Annotated in this window: 13 protein-coding genes; 9 read left to right on the top strand and 4 right to left on the bottom strand. The window is 40.9% G+C overall.

From position 1 onward, the window contains the following. Positions 1-172: 172 nt before the first annotated feature. The 7 genes from AC3ITD_RS08265 to AC3ITD_RS08235 all read left to right on the top strand — a co-directional run bounded on the left by AC3ITD_RS08265 (position 173) and on the right by AC3ITD_RS08235 (position 13,883). Positions 173-3,091, top strand: a complete 2,919-nt coding sequence (locus tag AC3ITD_RS08265) for a triple tyrosine motif-containing protein (protein ID WP_489365603.1) — start codon at positions 173-175, stop codon at positions 3,089-3,091. A 397-nt stretch (positions 3,092-3,488) separates the two neighbouring features. Beyond that, on the top strand, positions 3,489-4,373 hold the full coding sequence (locus AC3ITD_RS08260) for a polysaccharide lyase (protein WP_489365601.1): 885 nt from the start codon (positions 3,489-3,491) through the stop codon (positions 4,371-4,373). Between the two features lie 383 nt (positions 4,374-4,756). After that, positions 4,757-7,897 carry a SusC/RagA family TonB-linked outer membrane protein gene (locus AC3ITD_RS08255; protein WP_489365599.1) on the top strand — a complete coding sequence of 1,047 codons (3,141 nt, stop codon included), beginning with the start codon at positions 4,757-4,759 and terminating at the stop codon, positions 7,895-7,897. A 10-nt stretch (positions 7,898-7,907) separates the two neighbouring features. After that, positions 7,908-9,437 (top strand): RagB/SusD family nutrient uptake outer membrane protein, encoded by a 1,530-nt coding sequence (locus AC3ITD_RS08250; protein WP_265798696.1) that lies wholly within the window; start codon positions 7,908-7,910, stop codon positions 9,435-9,437. A gap of 167 nt (positions 9,438-9,604) precedes the next feature. Further along, the gene (locus AC3ITD_RS08245) at positions 9,605-10,912 is read left to right on the top strand and encodes a glycoside hydrolase family 30 protein (protein WP_489365596.1); all 1,308 of its coding nucleotides are present in this window, start codon (positions 9,605-9,607) and stop codon (positions 10,910-10,912) included. Positions 10,913-10,929: 17 nt separating this feature from the next. Further along, positions 10,930-12,681 (top strand): cellulase family glycosylhydrolase, encoded by a 1,752-nt coding sequence (locus tag AC3ITD_RS08240; protein WP_489365594.1) that lies wholly within the window; start codon positions 10,930-10,932, stop codon positions 12,679-12,681. Between the two features lie 89 nt (positions 12,682-12,770). Further along, positions 12,771-13,883, top strand: a complete 1,113-nt coding sequence (locus tag AC3ITD_RS08235; RefSeq protein ID WP_265798699.1) for a cytochrome c3 family protein — start codon at positions 12,771-12,773, stop codon at positions 13,881-13,883. 136 nt (positions 13,884-14,019) lie between these two features. On the opposite strand, the gene AC3ITD_RS08230 is transcribed toward AC3ITD_RS08235, so the two are convergent. Then, complete coding sequence (locus AC3ITD_RS08230; RefSeq protein WP_265798701.1) at positions 14,020-14,607, bottom strand: Crp/Fnr family transcriptional regulator; 588 nt, start codon at positions 14,605-14,607, stop codon at positions 14,020-14,022. Positions 14,608-14,730: 123 nt separating this feature from the next. Here AC3ITD_RS08230 and AC3ITD_RS08225 point away from each other — a divergent pair, with 123 nt between their 5' ends. Then, complete coding sequence (locus AC3ITD_RS08225; RefSeq protein WP_265798702.1) at positions 14,731-15,798, top strand: SDR family oxidoreductase; 1,068 nt, start codon at positions 14,731-14,733, stop codon at positions 15,796-15,798. Positions 15,799-16,088: 290 nt separating this feature from the next. Further along, complete coding sequence (locus AC3ITD_RS08220; RefSeq protein ID WP_489365590.1) at positions 16,089-17,414, top strand: alpha/beta fold hydrolase; 1,326 nt, start codon at positions 16,089-16,091, stop codon at positions 17,412-17,414. A 122-nt stretch (positions 17,415-17,536) separates the two neighbouring features. Here the strand turns inward: AC3ITD_RS08220 and AC3ITD_RS08215 are convergent, their stop codons facing one another. The 3 genes from AC3ITD_RS08215 to AC3ITD_RS08205 are packed head-to-tail and all read right to left on the bottom strand — an operon-like array spanning position 17,537 to position 23,930. Further along, positions 17,537-20,236 (bottom strand): TonB-dependent receptor, encoded by a 2,700-nt coding sequence (locus tag AC3ITD_RS08215; RefSeq protein WP_489365588.1) that lies wholly within the window; start codon positions 20,234-20,236, stop codon positions 17,537-17,539. Between the two features lie 20 nt (positions 20,237-20,256). Next, positions 20,257-22,896 carry an outer membrane beta-barrel protein gene (locus AC3ITD_RS08210; RefSeq protein WP_489365586.1) on the bottom strand — a complete coding sequence of 880 codons (2,640 nt, stop codon included), beginning with the start codon at positions 22,894-22,896 and terminating at the stop codon, positions 20,257-20,259. Beyond that, positions 22,893-23,930, bottom strand: a complete 1,038-nt coding sequence (locus AC3ITD_RS08205) for a FecR family protein (protein WP_489365584.1) — start codon at positions 23,928-23,930, stop codon at positions 22,893-22,895. The genes AC3ITD_RS08210 and AC3ITD_RS08205 overlap by 4 nt, the downstream gene beginning before the upstream one ends. Between the last annotated feature and the right edge of the window lie 20 nt (positions 23,931-23,950).

Genomic DNA, 23,950 nt, shown 5'->3' with positions numbered 1-23,950 from the left:
GCTAACTTAACGGTAGGATAACCTGTTGATGGAATGAACCGCCCGAGACCATGATTTTTTAGTTGTCGGATAGCGGTGAACTGCTATGCCATATCATTCGCTTGAGCCACTTACCAAAGTTGCCAGATTTGGAAATATATTTCTATAATTGCATAAATCATTCCCTAACCAAATGATAAAAACGCTGATATTCCTGCTTGCTCTTTTCGTCGCCGGTAATTCCATGGCGCAGGAATTGCTGGGCACACCCAAAATCGTCAATTATACAAATGAAGTGTATAAGGGAGGAATTCAGAATTGGGATGTGAAACAAGATCGGGGCGGCATTCTTTACTTTGGAAACAATGAAGGATTGCTGACCTTTGATGGCAGATACTGGAATCTGCATCGTTTGCCTAATTTTACCGCTGTACGATCTCTAGGGATTGATTCCAGAAGGAGGATTTATGTAGGCGGCCAGGATGAATTTGGTTATTTTTTTCCTGATGCGCAAGGAATTCTCCGCTATCATTCGCTTTTATATTTACTGCCAGAGGACTTGAGGAAACTAGCGGACATCTGGGATATTTCAATCGTAAAGGATGAAGTTTTTTTTCGTTCAAACAATGCTGTTCTGCACTACAAGAATGATGTGATCAAATATTACAAAACCGCTACCACCTGGCTTCACCTTGGAGAAGTGAACGGAAAGGTTTTTGCTCAGGTGAGAGAAAAAGGGCTGCTCCTGTTTGACCAAGGTATCTGGACTCCCTATTGTGCAGACACTGTACTAAAGCAAGCCAGCATTACCTCTATCATGCCATTTGGAAAGGATTCTATTCTCATATCTACATTGAAAAGAGGATTGTTTATCATTTCAAAAGGAAAGCTAACCTCATTTGAAACTGGGTTTGATCCGGTACTGTTCAATGACAGGATTTTTTTTGCTAGCCAAATCAGTTCAGGTCAATACGCAATTGGTACCACTTCGGGAGGAATTTACATTATGAATAGGGAAGGTCAGGTGGTTCAAAAATACAATTATCGGGAAGGTTTACAGAATAACAATGTCCGGGGTATTTTGCTAGACAAGCATAAAAATGTGTGGCTCGCCCTTGATGATGGAATTTCATATATAGCCATTAACAGTGCGATCAAGAATATCTTTCCGGATAGAACTAAGCAGATCACCAGTTATGCTTTCCGGAAGCACAATCAATCTATTTACATCGGTACATCTAACGGACTTTACCGTTCCGCAATCACTGGCAATTCTGCTGATATAAGCTATTCTGTTTCTAACTTTCAGGAAGTGAAAAACACCAAAGGCCAGGTTTGGGGACTCAATGAATTCAACAACCAATTGCTTATGGCCCATGAAGAAGGGACATTTCTGATCAATAATAATGTAGCGGTGCCCATGTTTAGTTTGCCAGGCACGTGGATGTTCGAGTCTCTTGAAAACATCTTTCCCGTTACAGATGTGATTGCCGGAACTTATACCGGACTTCAAAAACTTGCCTATAGCAATGGAAGATTTGGCAATATGGGCAAGGTTGAAGGCATCAAAGAGACCCTTAGGTTCATCGTTGCAGATAACAATAATCCTGACTTAATTTGGGCTTCGCATCCATACCATGGCGTTTATAGAATTTTGCTGAAGCCTGATCATAAAAGCATTTTAAATGTTAAAATGTTTACTGATGTAGATGGGCTACCTTTCAAACTCTACAACTACGTTTATCGGATCAAGAATAGGGTAGTGGTCGCAACCACTAAAGGAGTTTATGAGTTCGATTCAAACAAAAATCGGTTTGTCCGTGTCAGCTTGTTTGGAAAGTTGTTGGATGATACACCGATTCAGTATCTCAAAGAAGATAACGACGGAAATGTTTGGTTTGTAAGTAATAAAAGGGTTGGGGTTATTGATTTTAGCAGACCTTCTGGTAAAAGTAATTTCAGCATTTTTTACATGCCTGAACTTGATGGGAAAGTGGTGGGAGGATTTGAATCAATCTATGCCCTGGATGATAAAAATATTTTTATTGGGGCAAATAAGGGAGCGTATCATATTAATTACAGCAAATATATACGGAATATAACCAGACCAAATATTGTGCTCGGAGCTGTAAAGCTACAAGGCAAAAGCGATAGCCTGGTTTTTGGGGGATACTTTGTAAAGAACAATGCGATTACCGAGCGGCAGGACGTCTCTCATATTCCAAGCTTTAACAATGAGCTAAACTCAATTCATTTTGAGTTTTCATCTACACTTTTTGAACAGGATAAGAATTTAACTTTCAGCTATCAGTTGGTTGGTTTCGATGATCATTGGTCAGTCTGGAGCGATAAGAGCGAAAAAGACTACACCAACCTCCCGGCCGGGTGCTATACTTTCAATGTCAAGGCAAGGTCTCATATCAATAACGAATCGAAGGTTTTGAGTTATGTTTTTGAGGTTAAGCATGCCTGGTACGATACCTGGTGGATGAAAATAATATACATCTTGTTAACTGCGCTTGCGATTAAAGTGTTGATCAAATGGCAGAAAGCAAAACATCAGAAGGCCCAGCATCGCATGAGTTATCTGCATCAGCTTGAGCTTGATCGAAATGAGAAAGAAATTATCAGACTGCAGAATGAGAAATTGGAAGCCGAAGTGAATTACAAGAACAAGGAGCTTTCTACCATGACCATGCACTTGCTGCAACGTGGAAAAGTTTTGGCCAAAATCAAGGAAGTTATCTCGGCAGTTGTTAAAAACCATGATATTACCGATAGTAGCACCAGCTTTCGGCATCTCATCCGGCTGATCAAAGATGTAGAGCGAAAGGATCAGGAACTCGACCACCTGAGTGTGCATTTCAGCCATGTGAATACCGACTTTTTCAATAAGTTAAAATCCAGATATCCTGAACTCAGTCAAAATGACTTAAAATTCTGTGCTTATTTATCAATGAACCTTTCTACAAAAGAAATGGCCCAGCTGATGAATGTTACCATCAAAGCGGTGGAAGTGGGCCGGTACAGACTTAGAAAAAAGCTACAGCTTAAGCCTGAAACTAATCTTTATGAGTTTTTGAATGAAATTTCCAAAACAAAAATGATCTAAATCGCCTCTTCAAAATCAACTTTAATTTGTATCAACCAAGTTAGAATTACGCTTGATTTGATGCTATCCCTTTCATTATGCGGTGCTGTCCGATTGGTTCGTCAGATTAATTTCTATACTGAAGGATAAGCTTATCATGAAATTGATTATTAATTAGAATTGGCTTTATTAACAGGTTGTTAATGCTATTATTTCAAACGATTGAAACGTTAAGAAAAGTATCTTTTTGTAGTATTTTAATTAGGCTATTGTATTCTTTATCTGTCTTGTTGGTAAATTTAAGAAAAGCAACTATCAATCATTTAGAAAACAGACAGTCCTATCATTTCCCTCAGTACAGCCTCCAGGAGATTGTCTGAGCAGCTTAACAAATCAGTTCATTTCTAACCAAATTCTTATGAGTTCAAAAATCAATTTATTATTGGCGGGCATTGCCATGCCATTATTTTTAAGCATCTTCTCTGGCTGTTCTAAGGAGGAACAAAGTCAAAATCAGTTCTCTACCGCTACTGAAGAGAAAGTTAGTTTGGAGAAAACCATGGCAACAGCTGCCGCCCAGGCCTATCCCAGTAATATTAATACGCAGTTTAGTCGAGCCGATGGTCCGTATAGTTCCAGTGCCGCAAGTGCGGATTTTGGTGGGACAACACTTTCTGGCTGGAATCAGGATCGTGCCTACATTTCAAGTGGCTGGGCCAGGGCTACGCTGGCCCCTAATGCAGTCTCCAATGGCTTGATTGCCGGTGCAGATATATCCGATGGATCAGCATATGAGGCTAATTTTAAAGTCCGTTTTCATTCTCAGTTCGACTGGAGCCGTGGAGGTAAAGTGGGCTTTGGGTTTCTGATTGGCGAGGGCAACACTGGTTGTGATATTGCTACCGATGGCAATGGAGGAAGTCTGCGATTGATGTGGTACAATAACGGAAGCCGAGTTTACTTTCAACCATATGTGTACCATAGGGATATGGCCGGTCCTTGTGGAGATACCTTTGGAAAAAGTTATCCTTCGAGCGGAAGCCTGGTAAAAGGTCAGAGTTATAATGTTCATCTCTACGTGAAGGCTAACACCGGATCTAGTACAAACGGTTGGGTGCAGGTGCGAATCAACGGAACCGCTGTCCTCGATCAGGCCATTCGGTGGACGACCAATGATGCGCAAAGGCTGATCAAGCGCCTTTCCTTGCATAATTTCCGTGGTGGAAAGGATGTGGCCGTATGGGGAAGCAGTCAAACCAGTTACATCTATTTCGATGACCTGGTGGTAAATAAAATTCAGTAAACTGGCGCTTCAAAGCGTGAAGCTTTAACCAGTCGTAAGCATAACTGCAACAGTCCCGGGCATGGATATTCCTGCCCGGTCTTTATTCCTTTTTACCTAATTAGACATCCGCTGAACTTCTTAAAGCATGACTTTACATCTAATACATAAAACTCAGAGTATGTTTTTTCAAGTCTCTGTTTATCAGTTTTTTGTATTGTACGTGTAGGGTCAATGTAGGGGCGGTTTGTAATTTTTTGTCATTTGAGGAAGCCTTTGTATGGTTGCTGTAGTAGTGCTGAATTGTGCGATTTTCATTTACCGCTTTAGATTTGATTCCATCATCCGGCAACCAAATCCGGCTGTATATAACTAACCAAATATTAATTTAAAATTGATTTTCTATGAGAAGAAGATTTACATTCGTATTCTTCATTTACTGTCTCTTGGCATTTCCCTTTGTACTTTATGCTCAGGATATTGCCGTTACAGGAAAGATCACCGACCAAAAGGACGGTAGCCCATTACCGGGCGTAACAATTAAGCTTAATGGATCTTCCAGGGCAGCATCTACCGATCCTAACGGTGTGTTCACTATCCAGGCGCCTGTTGGTGGAACGCTTACGATCAGCCTAATCGGGATGAACACTCAAACGGTTACTGTACCTTCGGGAGGGAAAGTTAATGTATCATTAACAACCAATTCTCAGGACTTGACTGACGTTGTCGTGATCGGTTACGGCGTGCAAAAGAAAAGTGTGGTAACTGGTGCGATCTCAAGTGTTCGTGCTGCGGATTTGGAGAATCAACCAACAACCACCAGGATTGAGCAAGCGCTTCAGGGTCGTACTTCCGGTTTAACAATTGCTGCACAATCTGGCCAGCCTGGCTCGGCATCAACTGTTCGGCTCCGTGGATTTACTTCCTTTGGAGGTAAAAATGATCCTTTGTGGGTAATTGACGGGGTTGTGGTAGACAATGGTGGTATTGGTTATCTTAACCAAGCTGATATCGAGTCGATTGAGGTGCTTAAAGATGCGGCTTCAGCAGCTATCTATGGCGCCAGAGCTGCTTCAGGTGTGATCATCGTGACTACCAAAAAAGGAAAACAGGGTAAAATTGAAATGAGCTACAATGGCTATTACGGACAGGCTAAGGCAGCAAAGAAACTCGACCTCCTAAACGCCACGGAATATGCGACTCTAAGAAATGAGGCATATACCAATGATTATGTTTCAGGAACATTTACATTGCCTTTCGCCAATCCAGCTGCATTTGGCGAAGGTACCGATTGGCAATCCACGGTATTCAATGATAATGCAGGAAGACAAAACCACGAATTCTCCATCAGTGGAGGTGGTGAGAAATCTACCTTTTATCTTTCAGCAGGTTATTTCAAGATTGATGGGATTGTAGCAAAGGACGTCTCAAAATTCAACAGGGCAAACATCAGGATCAATTCTACACATAAACCCTATAAATGGTTGACTATCGGAGAAAACCTTGGTTACAGTCATGCCATTACTAATTCTGTGGGCAATACCAATAGTGAGTTCGGTGGACCATTGAGTTCTGCGATCAATTTAGATCCCATCACTCCTGCCATCATCACTGATCCGGCTGTTGCCGGAGCTGCTCCCTACAGTACCCAACCAGTATTTCGCGATCAATTTGGAAATCCTTATGGTATTTCCACAAGAGTGGCGCAGGAGATTACCAATCCACTTGGAGACATTCGAAGAAGAATCGGTAATTACTCGTGGGACCATAACATTGTGGGAAATGCTTTCCTGGAAGCGGAACCGATTAAAGGACTTCGTTTTCGTTCCACTTTGGGTTCAAAACTGGCTTTTTATGGCAGCGATGGATTCAATCCCATTTATTACTTAAACTCTTCTACAACTAATACCAGAACGCAGTTTTCACGTAACATCAATTACGTAATTACCTATAACCTGGAAAATACGTTGTCTTACACCCGCTCTTTTGGCAATCACAATCTAAGCTTACTAGTTGGTCAGGGTTCCTATAGCGACGGGTTCAGTAGAAGTGTAAGTACGACCTTTTTCGATGTTCCTGCCCAGGATTTTTATTCTGCCTCGATGAGATTCAAACCTGTTGCTACAAACAGAACTTCCGACGGCAGTGAGGGCACTGATCATAAAGTATTCTCGCTTTTCTCCCGGTTGACTTATGATTATAAGGAAAAGTATCTGTTTTCGGCATTAATCAGAAGAGATGGTTCATCACGCTTCGGTGCCAATAATAAATACGGTTATTTCCCTTCAGGACAGATTGGTTGGGTGCCAACCAAAGAAGACTTTTTTCCTCAAAACAAGGTGGTTAACTTTTTAAAACTTCGTGCCAGTTACGGAGTAACCGGTAATGATGGAATTGGAGATTTCGCTTATGTGCCTTTAGTGGGAAGTGGCAGAAACTACACTTTCGGTAATGAGAACATCGTGAATATCGGTTACAGTCCTGCGGCTTCCGCGAATCCAGATTTAAAGTGGGAAGAAACCCGTCAAACCAATATAGGTATCGACGCCACATTGCTCGAAAATGTTAATCTGGTTTTGGATTGGTATAAAAAGAAAACAGTAGGTATCCTCCAGAATCCACCTGTACCGGGCTACATCGGAAGCGGAAGTCCGGCGGCCAACATTGCAGATATGTCCAATTCTGGATTTGAGTTCGAGCTTGGCTATCGCAAGAAGTTCGGAGAGATCAACTTCAGCATCAGTGGCAACGGATCATTCCTGAAAAACCGAATTGATAAATTGAGTCCTGGTATCAACTTCATTGATGATTCTCAGGCCACTTTCCAGACACTGGGAAACATTACCCGTACACAGATCGGTCATTCGTACAATGAGTTTTTTGGCTATGTAAATCAGGGAATTTTCCAGAGCCAGGCAGAAATTAATGCTTACCGTGGTCCAAATGGAACAGTGTTACAACCTTTGGCAAAACCGGGTGATGTAAAGTTTGCAAATTTAAATAACGATGAAGCGATTGATGTGAACGATAGAGACTTTATCGGAAATGGTCTTCCAAAATTCACCTATGGAATCACGCTGAATCTGGGATTCAGAAACTGGGACCTGATCGCTTTCGGTAGCGGCGTGGCTGGCAACATGATCTTTCAGGGACTTAGACGCCTGGATATACCAAACGCGAATTATCAGACTTCAAGGCTGGATCGTTGGACACCAACCAATTCGTCAGCAACCCAACCAAGGTTAACAGATGCAGATCCGAATAAAAACCTGACCAAATTTTCTTCCCTGTATCTCGAAAAAGGAGATTATTTCAGGCTGAGGACTTTTCAGATCGGATATACTTTGCCTAAATCCATAGTCAGTAAAGTAGGCCTGCAAAAATTCAGAGTCTATGTTTTATCTGAGAACCTGTTTACCGCCACAAAATACACGGGCTACGATCCGGAACTGGGCTCAAATAACAGTGGTAATGCTTTCAGCATCGACAGAGGTCTATATCCTCAGGCCCGCTCTTTTGTATTTGGTATCAACGCTAATTTTTAAGGAAATGAAAATGAAAAATAAATTGACTTATGCCATCATCATTGCCGCAGGTTTAGCGACAGTGGCTGGCTGTAAAAAATATCTCGAAATCAATCCGCAGGAACGTATTCTGTTGGATAACTATTATAAAACCCCGCAAGAGGCAAAAGCCGCACTTATTGCCATTTATGACCGTTTTGGTTTTCAGGCAGGTGGTTTATATGATAAAATTGCGATTATGGATGCTGCTTCTGATGATCAGATCGCCGGTGGTGGAGGTCCTTCAGACATCAATGATCTGCAAGTAGTAAATAATTTTACCCTTAGTGCCACCGTAGGCCCGCAGGGATATCTATGGAATAAAGGCTACGCTGGCATATTCCGGGCAAATGTTTTTCTATCAAAAGTGGGAGATATCAGCATGGATGCAACCACTAAGGCCAATTATATCTCCGAAGCTAAAACTTTAAGGGCCATCTTTTATTTTGATCTGGTTCGTTTTTTCAAGAACATTCCTTTACTCACCGCGGCGGTTGATCCGAAGGAAATTTATAATGTAACACAGGCTGCCCCGGCTGATGTTTATGCACTTATTGAAAAAGATCTCACTGAGGCAATTCCGGGACTTCCTAACACCGTGGTGGCTAGAACAGATGGAGGCCGCATTACAAAAGGTGCAGCACAAGCTATTTTGGGGAAAGTTTATTTATGGCAGGGAAAAAATGCGCAGGCGGCCGAGCAGCTTGCCCTTGTGAATGGAACTACACCTGGACAAGCCAATTCGGTTTATGGATATAGGTTGTTAAGCAATTATGGTGACCTGTTTAAGGTGGCCAATAAATTCAATGCCGAATCCATCCTGGAAATTGTTCACTCTAATTCTTCTAATGGAGGTTGGAATGATGCGGGTGCTTCTGAAGGGAATCTACTCAACATCATCACCGGACCACGTGGTTATAAACCAGGTCCTGGCGCTCCGGATTATTATTCGGGATATAGTTTTCTGCTTTTCACCAAAGAATTTTTTGATTTTATTCATTTTGATCCGCGAAATAAAGCTACTGTAGCCAATTTAGACAGCTTGCAGCGAAATGGAATCGCCACCTACGAAGCGGGCTATCAGAACACCGGTTATTTTCTCGAAAAAACAATCGGAAGAGTAGCCGATAAAGCGCCTACCGGACAAACTGAGCTTAATTTCCCACAGAATGCTTATGAAATTCGTCTTGCAGATACCTATCTTCTTGAAGCCGAGGCATTGCTAGCCAGTAACGCAGCAGTAGGAACGGGGAGCAGGGCGTACCAACTGCTTAATGCGGTTCGTGCCCGGGTAGGATTAAACCCTGTTGCCGTTACGCTTGATAACATCATCAGAGAAAGAAGGGCTGAACTGGCAGGCGAAGGCCATCGTTTTCTCGATCTGGTTCGTTGGGGTAAGGCGGCGAGTTTGTTGGCTTATAAAGGCTTCAAAGCCGGAAGAAATGAAATTTTTCCAATTCCGCAGGCAGAATTGGCCAATACCAAACTGGAGCAGAATAAAGAGTACGGGGGTACAAAATAAGTTGGTTAGTACTATTGTTTAATTGTTAGCAAGAGAGGGGGCGATCCTCTTTCCTGTTTTTTAATCTATGATCCGATATGACGAGACGAAAACCCTTAATTTTTTTAGTATTTTTTTTGCTTCTGAACGGCTTTGTTAAGGCCCAGGTTGTGCAACAATGGCTGACCATGGCTGATCGATCAGTGCTGTTTACCCGGCAGGCTGATCTTCAGCCTTCTACTGCTTCAAAAAATAACGCACCAACGATCACCATTGACGATCGGCAGAAATTCCAGTCTGTAGATGGTTTTGGCTTCGCTTTAACTGGCGGAAGTGCACAGCACATCATCAAGATGTCGCCACCTGCGAGGGCAGCACTATTGCAGGAACTTTTTGCCACCGGGGGAAATTCCATCGGTATAAGTTACCTCCGGCTGAGTATTGGCGCTTCTGATCTGAACGAGAAAGTATTTTCATATAATGATTTGCCCGAGGGGCAGACCGATCTTTCGCTTCAGCACTTTGATCTTTCTGAAGATAAAAAGGACATTATTCCGGTGATGCGGGAGATTTTGGCCATCAATCCAAAAATAAAAATTATGGCATCGCCCTGGTCGCCGCCGCTCTGGATGAAAACCAGTTACGATGCACGTGGAGGAATGCTGAAGCCGGAATATTATGATGTGTACGCCCGCTACTTTGTTCGTTATATCCAGGAAATGAAAAAAGAGGGCATCGCTATTGACGCCATTACAGTACAGAATGAGCCACTGCATCCAGGAAATAATCCCAGTTTGTTGATGGCGGCTCCAGATCAGGCGATTTTCATTAAAAACAATTTGGGACCGGCATTTAAGGCCGCTAATTTAAAAACGAAAATCATCATCTATGATCATAATGCAGATCGTCCGGATTATCCTATCAGTATTTTAGATGATCCGGGGGCCAGTCAATACATCGACGGCTCGGCATTTCATCTTTATGGTGGCAAGATAGAAGCATTGAGCGATGTTCACCAAGCCCACCCTGATAAAAACATCTATTTTTCCGAGCAGATGGTGGTTGAACCGCCTGATAGCAAAACAATCAATATTATAAATCCTGTCAGGAGACTGATTATCGGTGCGATGAGAAACTGGAGTAAAAATGTAATTGAATGGAACCTTGCGGCCGATCCGGATAATAAACCTTTTACCGACCGCGGCGGCTGCTCCATGTGTCAGGGTGCAATTACCATCAATGGCGATCGCTTTACGAAAAACCTGGCCTACTATTCTATTGCCCATGCCTCAAAATTTGTGCGGCCGGGGGCGGTAAGAATCGCCTCTAACGAAATAGTAGATTTACCAAACGTTGCCTTTAAGACTGCCGATGGTAAAACGGTTCTAATCGTGGCCAATACTGGCAAGGAACTTATTAAATTTAATATCACTCATCGCCAAAAACAACTTAGTGCCAGTTTGCAGAAGGGCGCAGTGGCAACTTATATTTGGTAACTCATTAATTAAAAAATATGTCTCGTTTATATTCAGCTCTCTTCGTTATTTTAATATCTGGCTTAAGTTTAAATGGCTTTAGTCAGGGTTTTTTGAGGGCAGACGGAAAAAAGATTGTCAATGCTAAGGGCGAAAACGTGCTGTTGCGTGGTATGGGACTTGGTGGCTGGATGTTGCAGGAAGGTTATATGCTCAAAATTGAAAAGGAAGGCCAGCAATACAGAATACGCGAACGCATAGAAGCGCTTATGAGTCCGGTACAAACACAGGAGTTTTATGATGCCTGGCTGGCCAATCACGTTCGCAAAATTGATGTAGATTCTATGAAACGCTGGGGCTTCAATTCTGTTCGCTTGCCTATGCATTATAACCTTTATACGTTGCCAGTGGACAAAGAACCTGTGGCCGGCGAGAATACCTGGCTGCAAAAAGGGTTTCAGTTGACTGATAGTCTGCTTTCGTGGTGCAAGGCTAATAATATGTATCTCATTTTAGATTTACATGCCGCTCCTGGTGGTCAAGGTAATGATGTGAACATCGCAGACCGCAATCCTGCTAAACCTAACTTGTGGGACAGCGAGGCTAACCAATTGAAAACGATTGCTTTGTGGAGGAAAATTGCTGAAAGATATAAGGATGAACCGTTTGTTGGTGCTTATGATATTTTAAACGAGCCAAACTATGGATTCCAAAATCCTTCGGCAGACCCTAACGGCACCCAGGAGAAGCTTAATGCGCCTTTAAGAAAATTAATGATGGAGATCACCACTGCTATTCGTGATGTGGATCAGCAACATATGATTATTATTGAGGGCAATGGTTGGGGCAATAATTACAATGGAATTTTTCCCCTATGGGATAAAAACATGGCAATCAGTTTCCATAAGTATTGGAATTACAATGATCAGGCTTCCATTGCACATATGATTAAAGCCAGGGATGATCAAAATGCGCCAATATGGCTAGGGGAAACCGGAGAAAATTCAAATGTTTGGTTCAGGGATGCCATCTCACTTCTGGAAAGCAATAATATTGGCTGGTCGTGGTGGCCTTTGAAAAAAATTGGCGTGAATAATCCTTTGGAGATCCGATCTAATCCAAATTATGATGCCCTGGTAAAATACCTCAATAAAGGGGGCAACAAGCCCAAAGAGAGTAACGTGTATAGCGGCCTGATGGAACTTGCAATTTATAGCCGACTGGAACAAACCATTATCCATAGGGATGTTATTGATGCCATGCTTCGTCAACCATCCAGTAATGAAACTAAGCCTTTCAAAAATCACCTGATCAAAAATGGCTCGATGATATATGCCGTTGATTATGATTTGGGCAGGAACAATATTGCTTATTTTGATCGTGATACGGCCGATTATCATGTTTCGACTAAAAAGCGCTCTGCAGGAAACAGGGGTAGAATTTACCGGAATGATGGTGTAGATATTGCCAAAGATTCTACGGAATATGAACGTTATTATGTAAATAACATTGAAAAAGGGGAATGGTTGCAGTATACGGTCGATGTTCCGAAGAGTGATAATTTTAAGCTTAAAATGAATACTGCTGCCGCTCATGGGAATGGAAGGATGACCATTATCGTGGATGGGAAGGTGATTGTCAAAGCTGTGGCTATTCCAGAAACAGGCAGTGAGAAGAAATTTGTTCCGTTTGAGATTAAGGATGTACCGCTTAAAAAGGGAACGCACAAAATCAGGATCGTAGCAGATGAAGGTGGCTATAATCTTAGCTATATTCAGTTCATCAAATAACCAATTATAATATCCCTTTGAAAGCTTCTATTCGCATCTCCTTAATTTTATCTGCCCTATTTTTTATCATAATAGGGCTTTCCAGGTGTATGAATACAGATGACGCTTTGCCAAAAGATCAAAGGGGCGAAGATTATGCGGGGGCTAAGGCTTGCATGAAATGCCATCAGGATCTTTCCACGAGCTATGCGCACAGTGCTCATGGCTCCACCTCAAGGCCTGTAGTAAATGCCGAGTTACTCGCGATATTTGATAAGGATTCCAATACTTTTCATTACGACGGGCAGCGAAAGGTAATGATTGAACAAAGGAAAAACGGCATTTTTCAAACCGCTTATCTGGATGGAAAACAGGATCATTCAGAGCGGTTTGATATTGTGTTCGGCTCTGGGGAAAAGGCTTATACCTATGGTTATTGGAAGGGGAAAAAGTTGTATGAGCTGCCCTTGTCGTATTTTAGTGCAATCCAAAATTGGGCCATCAGTCCCGGCTTTCCAGGCAACAATTATTACTATGAACGCGGCATTACCAGCCGTTGTTTTGAATGTCATGGATCGTACGTTGAAAAAAAACTGACTCAAAATTCCGCATTTTCCCAGGAGGAAGAAATGGAGAAAGGATCAATTATCTATGGTGTTGATTGTGAACGCTGCCATGGTCCGGCAAAAGCACATGTGGTTTTCCATACCGAAAATCCAGATGAAAAATCAGCGAAGTTTACTACCGTTTTTAAATCGTTAAGTAGAAAACAGAAAATGGATGCTTGTGGCGTATGTCATTCAGGAAATACTCTAATGAGCCAAAAATCCGTTTTTTCATTTAAACCTGGAGATAATCTCGATGATTTCTATGTTCAGGATTTTAGAGGTTTTGGAGGGGCTGAATTGGATGTGCATGGAAACCAGAGTACCATGCTTCAAAGCAGTGCCTGTTATGTTAAATCATCAGCGATGACCTGCCAATCCTGCCATCAAACGCATGAAAATATTAAAGGAAACCTGAGCGCTTATTCGCAGAAATGCATGGGCTGTCATCAGTCAGTAGCACACAGCAAAAATACGCTATCGAAAGGGATGTTAACTGCTAATTGTATTGATTGCCATATGCCAAAAGTAGCCTCAAAACTGATTTCTTTTAAACAGGCCGGACGCGATCAGGTTAGTCCATATCCTTTACGTTCCCATCGTATAGCTATTTATTAATTCTGCGCTTCCTAGCGAGCATAGTATCCCATTAGGCACAAAAAATCGAAAAAATTTGAGTTAAACCCCGGGGAAATCACGAAGGCCCTAAACGGAATACCTACCTTAACGATATTTATGCCAAGCCTCTGTACCTTTATTTTCCTGCTGGTATTTTACGCTTTATCCGACTTAGGGTTTCAGGTGCTATTCCGAGATAGGACGCGATTAAGTGTTGCGGTATTCGGTTGCTTACCTCCGGATTGGTTTCAATAAATTCACTATACCTTTCACTGGCAGAGTAGGTTATGGAATTTCGAAGTCTACGTTCTTTGGTCACAATACTATTCTGGTATAAAATTCTGAAAAACCTGTCCATTTTGGGCACTTGAAGAGTGAGCGCTTCATAGTTTTCTTTGGAAATCAAAAGCAACTCAGCATCTTCCAGGGCGTCAATGAAGGATACTGATTTTATTCCTGTTAAAAAACTACTGAAATCAGATAGCCACCAGCCTTCCCATCCGAAAATACTTACACGTTCGATTCCTTTTTCATCAACATTGAAAGTTTTCAGCAAGCCGCTGCACACAAAGGCCATATTCCTGCACACTTCACCCTCACTTAACAGGTATTGCTTTTTCGCTAATTGTTTAGGTATAAAATGCTCGAAAACCATATGCTTTTCTTCAGGAGAAAGCGATATTTTTCGATCAATGTGACTGAAGAGGATTTCAAAACTGTTCATGAACTTTTTTGGTTTGGAATATCGGTACTACCTGTTATTTGAAGATATGGATTTGCCCTCTTGACAAATATCAAGTGTATTTCAATATCTCGACTATAACTTTGCACAAATAAAAAGAAAAATATGAAAAGGATAGCATTAGTGGTTGGAGCAAGTGGCATCACGGGAGGAAATCTGGCGGAAAAACTGATTGAACAGGGTTGGGAAACATACGGCCTTTCCCGAAATCCAAATTCGGAGAATGAAAAACTTATATCTGTTGCTGCAGACCTGCTTGATTTAAAAAGTTTAGAAACCGGACTTACTAATATTTTGCCGACGCATGTCTTTATTACCACATGGATGCGCAATAATACGGAAGCGGAAAATGTTCGGGTAAACGGATTAATGGTGCGAAACCTGCTGAGCGTCCTTTCGCCAAAACAAACAGTGGAACATGTAGCACTGGTAACCGGGTTGAAACATTACCTCGGACCATTTGAGGCTTACGCAAAAGAAGGTTTTCTTCCTGAAACACCTCTCAGAGAGGAACATCCCCGCCTGGATTTGGAAAATTTTTATTATGCTCAGGAAGATGAAGTTTATGCCGGAGCTGCGAGAGATGGTTATACCTGGAGCATACATCGGCCGCATACAGTAATTGGCCATGCTGTTGGTAACGCCATGAATATGGGAACTACACTGGCAGCTTATGCCACGATCTGTAAGGAAACTGGAAATGCTTTTGTTTGGCCAGGTTCAAAAGCACAGTGGGAAGGAATATCTGATGTAACGGATGCAAGAATTTTAGCTGCTCATTTAATTTGGGCTTCGACCACAGATTCTGCAAAAAATCAGGCTTACAATGTGGTAAATGGAGATGTATTTCGCTGGAACCGGCTTTGGAAAAAAATTGCCGATTACTTTGAAATTGCTAGTGTTGGCTTCAACGGGGATATAAATCCATTGGAAGATCAGATGAGTAATGCTTCTTCAGTATGGGCAGATATCGCCAGTAAATATCATTTAAAAGAAACGAACCTGGATCGATTAGCCTCAGCCTGGCATACTGATCTGGATCTGGGCAGGCCAATAGAGGTGATGACCAGCATGTCAAAAAGCAGGAATTTCGGGTTTATGGAATATCAAGATACAGAGGAAACATTTTTCAATCTGTTCGAAAGTTTGCGTGATAAAAAATTGATTCCTTAAATAAAGTTTTTTATCAAAAAAGAAACTTATCAGCTAGATTTTTTTCGGATGGAGCTTAAGCAATTCATCAGGCAATCGATTATAAAAAAGAATGTTTAAGCGGTAAAATCATACACAAGCATCCCGATTAAATCGAGCAAAAATGGTGGAGGTGCGCTGTCATAATAGAGACGTAAAATGAATTTTGGTATTTTAATAATTTCTGCTTAGTGTTTTTGATAGATAAAATTAATTTGAAATTCTAATTTAGCGCCGAGATTGACTTTAGTAACATTGTTTTATTCTGCTATATGAGGTATAACACCATTCGGTTTTGCGCTATAATTTTCTTTTTTGCCTCCGCTTTGCCTTGCTTTGGACAACTTACTACCAGTAATGATCTTGGGATTGTACGGGAAATTCCAATTAAATCTTTTATAGGAAAGCGCTTCAAGGCAGGAGTGGATATCAAGAATATACCATCCGACAGTATTGGCCTGGCGGGATTCTTTTTTCTTCAGGTTGGAAAAGGAGATTATGATTTTGTTCCCGGAACAAGGCAATCGAAACCTGCTACTAATAAAGATTCTGCCTGGCATCACTATGAGATCGCCGGAACAGTAGCGTCAAGTGCACAAAAGGTATGGTTATATGTGAATACCCGTGGAAATGGGGATTTTTATTACGATAATTTTAGCTTCGAGGTGGAAACGGCTGCTGGTTTGTGGAAAAAAGTGGTTATCCCTAATGCTGATTTCGAAGAATCGCCATTGCCACTTAAAGGCTTTAGGGGCACTGAAACTTTAAAGGAAAAACAAGGGGTAAAAATAGAACTGGCCTTGGATAGCGATCAAAATATTCTTCACCATCTGCATATACACTCCAGGAATGCAAAGGTCATTTATCCTTATGGACGTGATAAGCTCAAAGGTAAATACATCGATGTTGCGGGCTCAAAAATTTACTATGAAACTTATGGATCAGGCGAGCCTTTGCTGTTGCTACATGGTAACGGTGGATCTATTAGTGATTTCAAATCGCAGATAGGGGAGTTTGCTAAGCACTTTCAGGTAATCGCAGTAGATACCAGGGCACAGGGAAAAAGTTCAGGAAATAGGTCTGAATCCCTTTCGTATGATCTATTTGCGGAAGATATGAAAACGCTTTTAGATAGTCTACATCTCAAAAATGTGAGTATTTTAGGTTGGAGTGATGGCGGAAATACCGGTCTTACTCTTGCCATTAAAAATCCTGATTACGTTAAAAGATTGGTAGTGATGGGCGCTAACCTTAATCCTGATGAATCCGCTGTTAGTCCGAAAATTTTGAAGCAAACTAAAAGTGATCTGAATAAGCTAAAGGCGAAAAACAATCCTGATGATAAGAATACCGTGCTGCTCCTCGAGATGTTATTAAAGGAGCCGCAGATTGATCAAAAGTCGCTTAAAAAGATAACCGCCAAAACACTGGTACTTGCGGGTGAGAAAGATATTATTTTAGAGGAGCATACCCGATCTATTGCAGAGGGAATACCCGGAGCAGAAGTACAGCTGCTACAGGGTGCAACCCATTTCGCTCCCAAGGAAAATCCGTCAGCTTTCAACAAAATTGTGTTGGATTTTTTGATGAGGAAATAATTGTTCTCATCTGCGTTCAGTCGGCTATTTTCTGTGAAGAGATCTAGGGTTTATTCAAGATGTTTGAGCAAGAGTGAGATCTAAATCCATCTGAGTAAATAGCCGAAAATACTTTCTAAATGTTATTTGATTCGGCCACTTTCATTCTCTAAAGCAGAAGTTCGGGTTCTTGGACCTTTTGAGTTTCCGGTAGAAAACTTGTAACTGAAGCTCAGTTTTAGTTGTCTGGTTTCAAAATAGCTATAGTTTCGGATGGTAAAATCCCCTATGCTTTGAAAGGAGTTTGCCTTGCTTCCTTTGAAAATATCACTATAAACAACTCTTAAAGTTCCATTCTTTCGCCAAAAGCTTCGCTGTAATCCTATGTCTACCTGACTATTGGGTTCAAAGAACTGATTTGCTCCAACAAGGCGTTTAGAGTTGTAAAATCCCATCAGTTCGCCAACAAAACCCTTGGGCAATCGGAATGTCTGCTGGAGACTTAATCTCGCAGCTGTTTGTTTAAGATCAAGGGTTCGGCTATTCCCGAAATCAATGTTGTTATTAAGACGGAAAAGCGTTCCATTAAAGGTAATATCCCACCAAGCCACAGGCTTTAGCGATTGGGTTAGTGTTAATGCAACATGCTGTTGATTGCCCAGGTTTCGGGGAATCATAACAATTTTCGATGAACCGATGGTATCCGTTACCTCCATGCTAAAATCATTGGTATACGTATAACCTAAGCCGATGATGGTGCTTTTGTGTACATATTGTATTAGTCCTCGATGGCTGATCTGAGGTTTCAGGAATGGATTTCCTTGCCAGAAAGAAAGTTCATCCAATAAATAAATAAAGGGATTTAGATTTTGGTAAGCTGGCCGATCTATCCTTTTGGAATAACTAAAAGAAAAGCTATGTGAAGGGGAGGCCGTTAAACTGGCGGAAAAGAAAGGGAAGAAGTTCGTGTAGTTTCGGTTGATAGTTTGCTGATTGCCTGAAATTTCGGAAACTTCTTCGAGCATACCTCTCGAACGTGAATTTTCAACCCTCAAACCGCCCTGGAGTTGCCATTTTCCAAATGGTTTCTTATAGTTAACATAACCACTGCTAATGTTCTCCTCGAAAGAGAATTTGTTCGATCTTGAGGGATCCAGCACTTCACCTGCCGGCTGGATTTCCAGAAACCGGGAGTTGTTTGAAGAGGATACGCTTGAATATTTCACCCCAGTCTCCAGTTTTCCTTTCCAAAGATTTGTCGTGTAATCGACTTTAACCGCACCTAAACTAATATCAATACCATTTAATGAGCGATAAAGGTTATCACTGAGTACAGTTTGATCATTCAGCGTATACTTGTTAGATTGAAGGTTTCCTGCTCGTTTGGTAAAATTCCCATAGTCCGCGTCAATATTCAGAATTCTGCCTAACGTATCTTCAAATTTATAATTCGCGTTAAAATTATATCGTTGGGTACCTTGCGCATAATAGTCGTTCACTGCAGTAAGCGTTTGCTCCACTATCTTCGTCGACTCCAGGCCAATTTCGGTTTTGGTATCTGTTATTCCTCCACCAAAAAGGAAATTACCATTTAGTAATATGCCTACAGTACTTTTTTTATTAATCATAAAATCTGCACCAATTCTCGATCCGATTTTATTTCTTTTGTCAACGTCATCGGTGAAGCTATTATAGAATCTACCCTCTTGAATTCGGTCTCCTCCGTAGAGATAAGAATAATAGCCGAAAAAATGACTATAGGAACCATAAAAATTGAATCTGTTTTTTCTATAGTTGATGGAAAGATCCTGATTGTTTCTCAAATAAACGCCATAATTTAGCCCTGAGGTGATGCTCATGTTCAAGCCATTTACAGTCGATTTCAAAGTCTTTACATTGATAATCCCAGCCGTACCTGCAGCATCGTATTTGGCTCCGGGACTGTTGATGATTTCAATTGATCTGATATTGGAGGATGACATCGTCTTAAGTAGTTCTGCAACTTCTCCGTTAGATAAATAACTCATCTTTCCATCAATTAAAATCGATGCCCCCGATTTACCATTCAACGAGATGGAATTATCACTGGCAACGCTGACACCTGGTGCCCGGGCTAACAGTTCAAGTGCATTTGTGCCCTGTGCGCTGATGCTTTTGGAGACGTTGAAGACAATATTTCCGTCATTCATTTCAATTACCCTTTGATTTCCATTAACCTGTACCGATTGTAGATTTTTAGATTGGGATTCGAGGGTGATCTTTCCAAAATCTTGTATCCCGATAGGATATTTATCCACTGGCAATTTTAGAATCAGGTTGTCGTATCCAAGGGAAGTTAGCTTCAAAGTGAAACCATTATTTTTTCTCAATGGATAGGAGAATTTAAAATTTCCATGCTCGTCTGCAATGGTTCCACCTACCAACACTCCGCTTTCTAAAAGTGAAACTGTTACAAATGGAACTCCATGGTCATTGCTATTCATAACTTTTCCAGAAATGATCACTTGATTAGGGCTGGATTTTTCAAGCTCCATCTCTTTGCTTCGAATCACAATCAATGATGCTGAAAGTGTTTGAGAAAATAGGTTTTTGAAGGCTAGGACGCTATCCAGTAATTTATTTACGTTTATTTTATTTGCCTCAATTGATATCAACGTAGAATCGGAAACGATTTCGTTACTGTAAATAATGGAGTATCCTGTTTGACTCTGGATCTGCTTAAATAGCTCTATAATAGGTTTTTTATCAAGTTTTACTGTAACCTGTTGCGCATTCGCTGATAAACTCGCAACGATGAATAACGCAAGCGTGATAATGAAATAACGATATTTTTTAGCAGTCATAGCCAATACTCTTAAAGTAGTTAATTACCCATCCTTCTATTTTCCTCTTTATTGCTTTGCTCAATGTTGTGTTGATTAAACTTATTACCGAGGCTGAAATTATAGCTGAAGGATAAACTAATATTCCGGGTTTGTCGCTTTTGATAAAAATCGATTATGGTGCCGTTATTAAACGAAAATTCCTTTTCTCCCACGGTATTAAATACGTCGGAAAGATAAATTCGCACCACTCCTTTTTCTTTAATTATTTTTTGTGAAAGCATCAGATCAACGTAGAACAGATGCCCGAGCCTCGTGTTACCGGAAAGCGATGGGGATTTATATTCTGAAATGATATCCAAGCTCGGTAATTTTTTGAAACTTATGGTCTGCATAGATTTTGCGGCCAGCGTAGTCTTTGTATTGCCCAGGTTATTTGTAGAAGCTGAAGCCCGGTAAAGGGAAAAGCTGTAGTTGCTCTTCCAGGCCTTCGAAATTTGCGGTGAAGCATTTAAGTTCAAGCCGTATTCCGTACCTTTTCTAAAGTTGAATGATTTGTATTCAACAACATTATTGGCAATTGTATTAGCCAGCAAGGCAATCAGATTAGAGGTTGAAGAGAAATAAACATCGAAATTGTAATGGCTCAAAAAATTATAACCTGCCTGAAAATTATGCGAATATTGCGGCAGTAGATCAGGATTTCCCGTTAAAATCATGTAATCGTGAACTTGCAACCGATAAGGATTAAGATCATTAAAAGATGGTCGTTGAAGCCTTTTGGAGTAGTTGAGGAACAGCGATGAACCTTTATCTTCATTTAGCGTTCTCATTAAGTAAACCGATGGAAATAGGCTAAAATATTTTCTTTTGAAAGCATCGGCCGATGTAACTGAAAGTCCGTTAGAATGGGTTTGCTCAGCTCTTAATCCAATTTTGAGGCTGTTTAGGCCGATAGTTTTTTCAAGCGTTGTATACACCATGGCCAACTGTTCTTTATACAGAAACTGATTACTGATTAGCGGATTATTTATCCAGAGGCCCTGAATTAGGTTTTCGCTTATGCTTTCATTATCTCTGTGGATAGCACTGTACTTTATTCCACTCTTCAATTCAAATTTATTTTTCCAGTTTTTGGTGTAATCAATTTGGCCGGCATAAATTTCTGTACTGCTCGGTGTCAAGGTTCTGGATTGCATGTTGCTTAACGGGGAGCTATAAGTTGTTAAAAGCTGGTTTTGCTCCTTTTTAGCATTTTCAGAATAATCTCCAATCACCTTTAATGAGGAGCCAAGACTGTCGATCTTCCATGTATAGTTAAGCGTAGTGCTATTGAATTTAATTTTTCTATCCCAATCTGCACGGGCATAACCTGTTCTGGTGGTGATATTTCGATAGATGATATCTGTTAAAAATTGTTGCGATGGTTGGTTCTTTGAACCTGTATTTTGTATTGCCAGTGATTGATTTGACGCAATGTCGTAAACCGCACTGAAACGATATTGATACCTCGAAATTTTGTTGCTGCGAACCGTTGTATTGCTAAACGTGCTTGCATCAGGGTAGTAAAAGGTTTCCTCACCATAAGAAGAATTTTTATCATTGGTGTATGAGCCATTACCAGCTAGATAAAGCCTTTTCAGCTTGTAAGCCAACGAACTTCCACTAGTGATCAATCCCTGCTTTCCCTGTTTTTGATACCTCGCATTCAGGGATCCGTTAAGACCATCTTTCCGGGATTTTTTAAGCACGATGTGAACGATCCCACCCGTTCCTGCGGCCTCGAATTCTGCAGGCGGGTTATATATCACCTCAATTTTACTGATGTCTTCGGACCTAAGTGATTTTAGGTATTCTGCTAAGTCATCCTGCGACATCCGCTGAACAACGTCGTTGATCATCACCATCACAGATTGATTTCCCTTAATCCTGATACTGCCATCCTGATTTACCCAAATTCCAGGAGATTTTTGTAGTACCTCGAAAGCTGATAATCCTTGGGCTAGTGAACCGTTCTCCACATTAACGATGTAACGGTCGGTTTTTCTTTCGATGAGTGGTTTAGTGTTGACGACTGTTACGGTTTGCAAGGTTTGTGCGTCTTCAAACATCACCAGCTTCTGTAAATGCGAAATATCTACAAGGGTAAAGGAAATTTCGAGCGGCTTATAACCGACAAAGGTTGCCAGTAGCCGATAGCCATGTTCGGGTAAAAGAGGAGAGTTGAGCTGGTAACGACCGTTATCATCACTTACTGTTTTTTCAATAATATCTGATGATCGCAGTAGGGTTAAAGATACAAAGGGGATGCCTACGCCATTTTTATCTGTTATTGTTCCGGAGAATGCCGACCTGGAAACCTCGCGGTTTTTCAGCGGGTAATTTTGATAGCCAACAGCAATCAGTTTTTCGGAGATTAAATGAAAAACCAATCTATGGGCTTTAAGAGCCGTCCCAAGCACGTTGGAAACAGCCATGTCTTTTACCTTGACAGATACCAGCATCGTATCCTGAACTACTTCATCACTGTATATAAAACCATAATCGCAATGTTTTTCGATTTTTTTAAACAATTCTTTAAGCGGTTGTTGCCGTAACGTCAAGGTTAATTTTTTTTCCTGAGCCGAAATATCGGAACCCACTATCCACATTAGCGCAAGGAGCATTATCGCTTTTCTCATTCCTGCTCCTTAATTACAACCAACCTTTTGTTAATTGTATAGTTCAGTGGGTATGACAATTTAAGGGAAGCTATTGCCTGTTCGATCGTTTCGTTTATGAATATTCCGCTAAACCTTTTTTCCTTTAGCGCTTCGCTTTGGATATCTATTTTAACATCGTACTTTTTCTCAATTTTAAGGGCCAAATCCTTAAGTTTTTCTTTTCTGAAAACAAGGGTGTCCGCAATCCATCTTGTTTCAGCCAAAAGCACAGCTGAATTTACTAATTTAATTTGAAGGTTACTTTCTTTATCCTTTTGTTGTGTGTTGCAAATAATTTTTTGATTGGGGCGCAATAATAAGCTGTTGTTTTTATTTAGTCTGTCACTAATTTCAATGAGTCCTCTTAGTAGTGCTACCTCAATATCTTTGCTATTCTTTTCAGCTTTGACATTAAATGCGGTGCCTTTTACCTCAATATCAATATTTCCAGCGTGAACATACAGCGGAATCTGGTTGTTTTTGACCACATCAAAATAGGCTTCGCCTTCTATTATTATTTCTCTTGCACCTGTGCCAAAGCCCTTATTGTAACGTAAGGTTGAATGTTTGTTTAACCAAACTTTGGTGCCATCGTCCAGCATTTTAAAAGTCTTCACTTCTTGAGTGGTTAGCTGCTCAAATTTAGTAGGTTGTTGCCTGTTTAGAAGTCGGTAAAGCAATAAACCTGCAAAGAATATGATAACTATTGCTGCAGCAGATCTAATCCATATTGCCGAGCGGACAATTTTATTTGGTTTGGAATAGCTGTATTTACCCTTGAAATGTTCATTTTCATTTGCCCCAATAGTGGCCCAGATTTGGTTTAATTGCTGCTGACGATCCGGACTGACGTTTGTAGGTTGCTTAGGTAGATAGTTTTCCAAATCGTCTGCCAATGCTTTATAATGTTCATTTTCGCTGATCGCGACGTTTAAAAGATCTTGGTTCTCGGCATTAATTTCACCCGAAATTTTTTGGGAAAATAATTTAATGAATTTTTGTCTGTTCATCATTCCATGCTTTTACATTAAAG

The sequence above is a fragment of the Pedobacter sp. KH_004 genome, assembly GCF_057840755.1.
The sequence above is the reverse complement of the archived record's forward strand: the minus strand, read 5'-3'. Positions and strand labels throughout refer to the sequence as shown.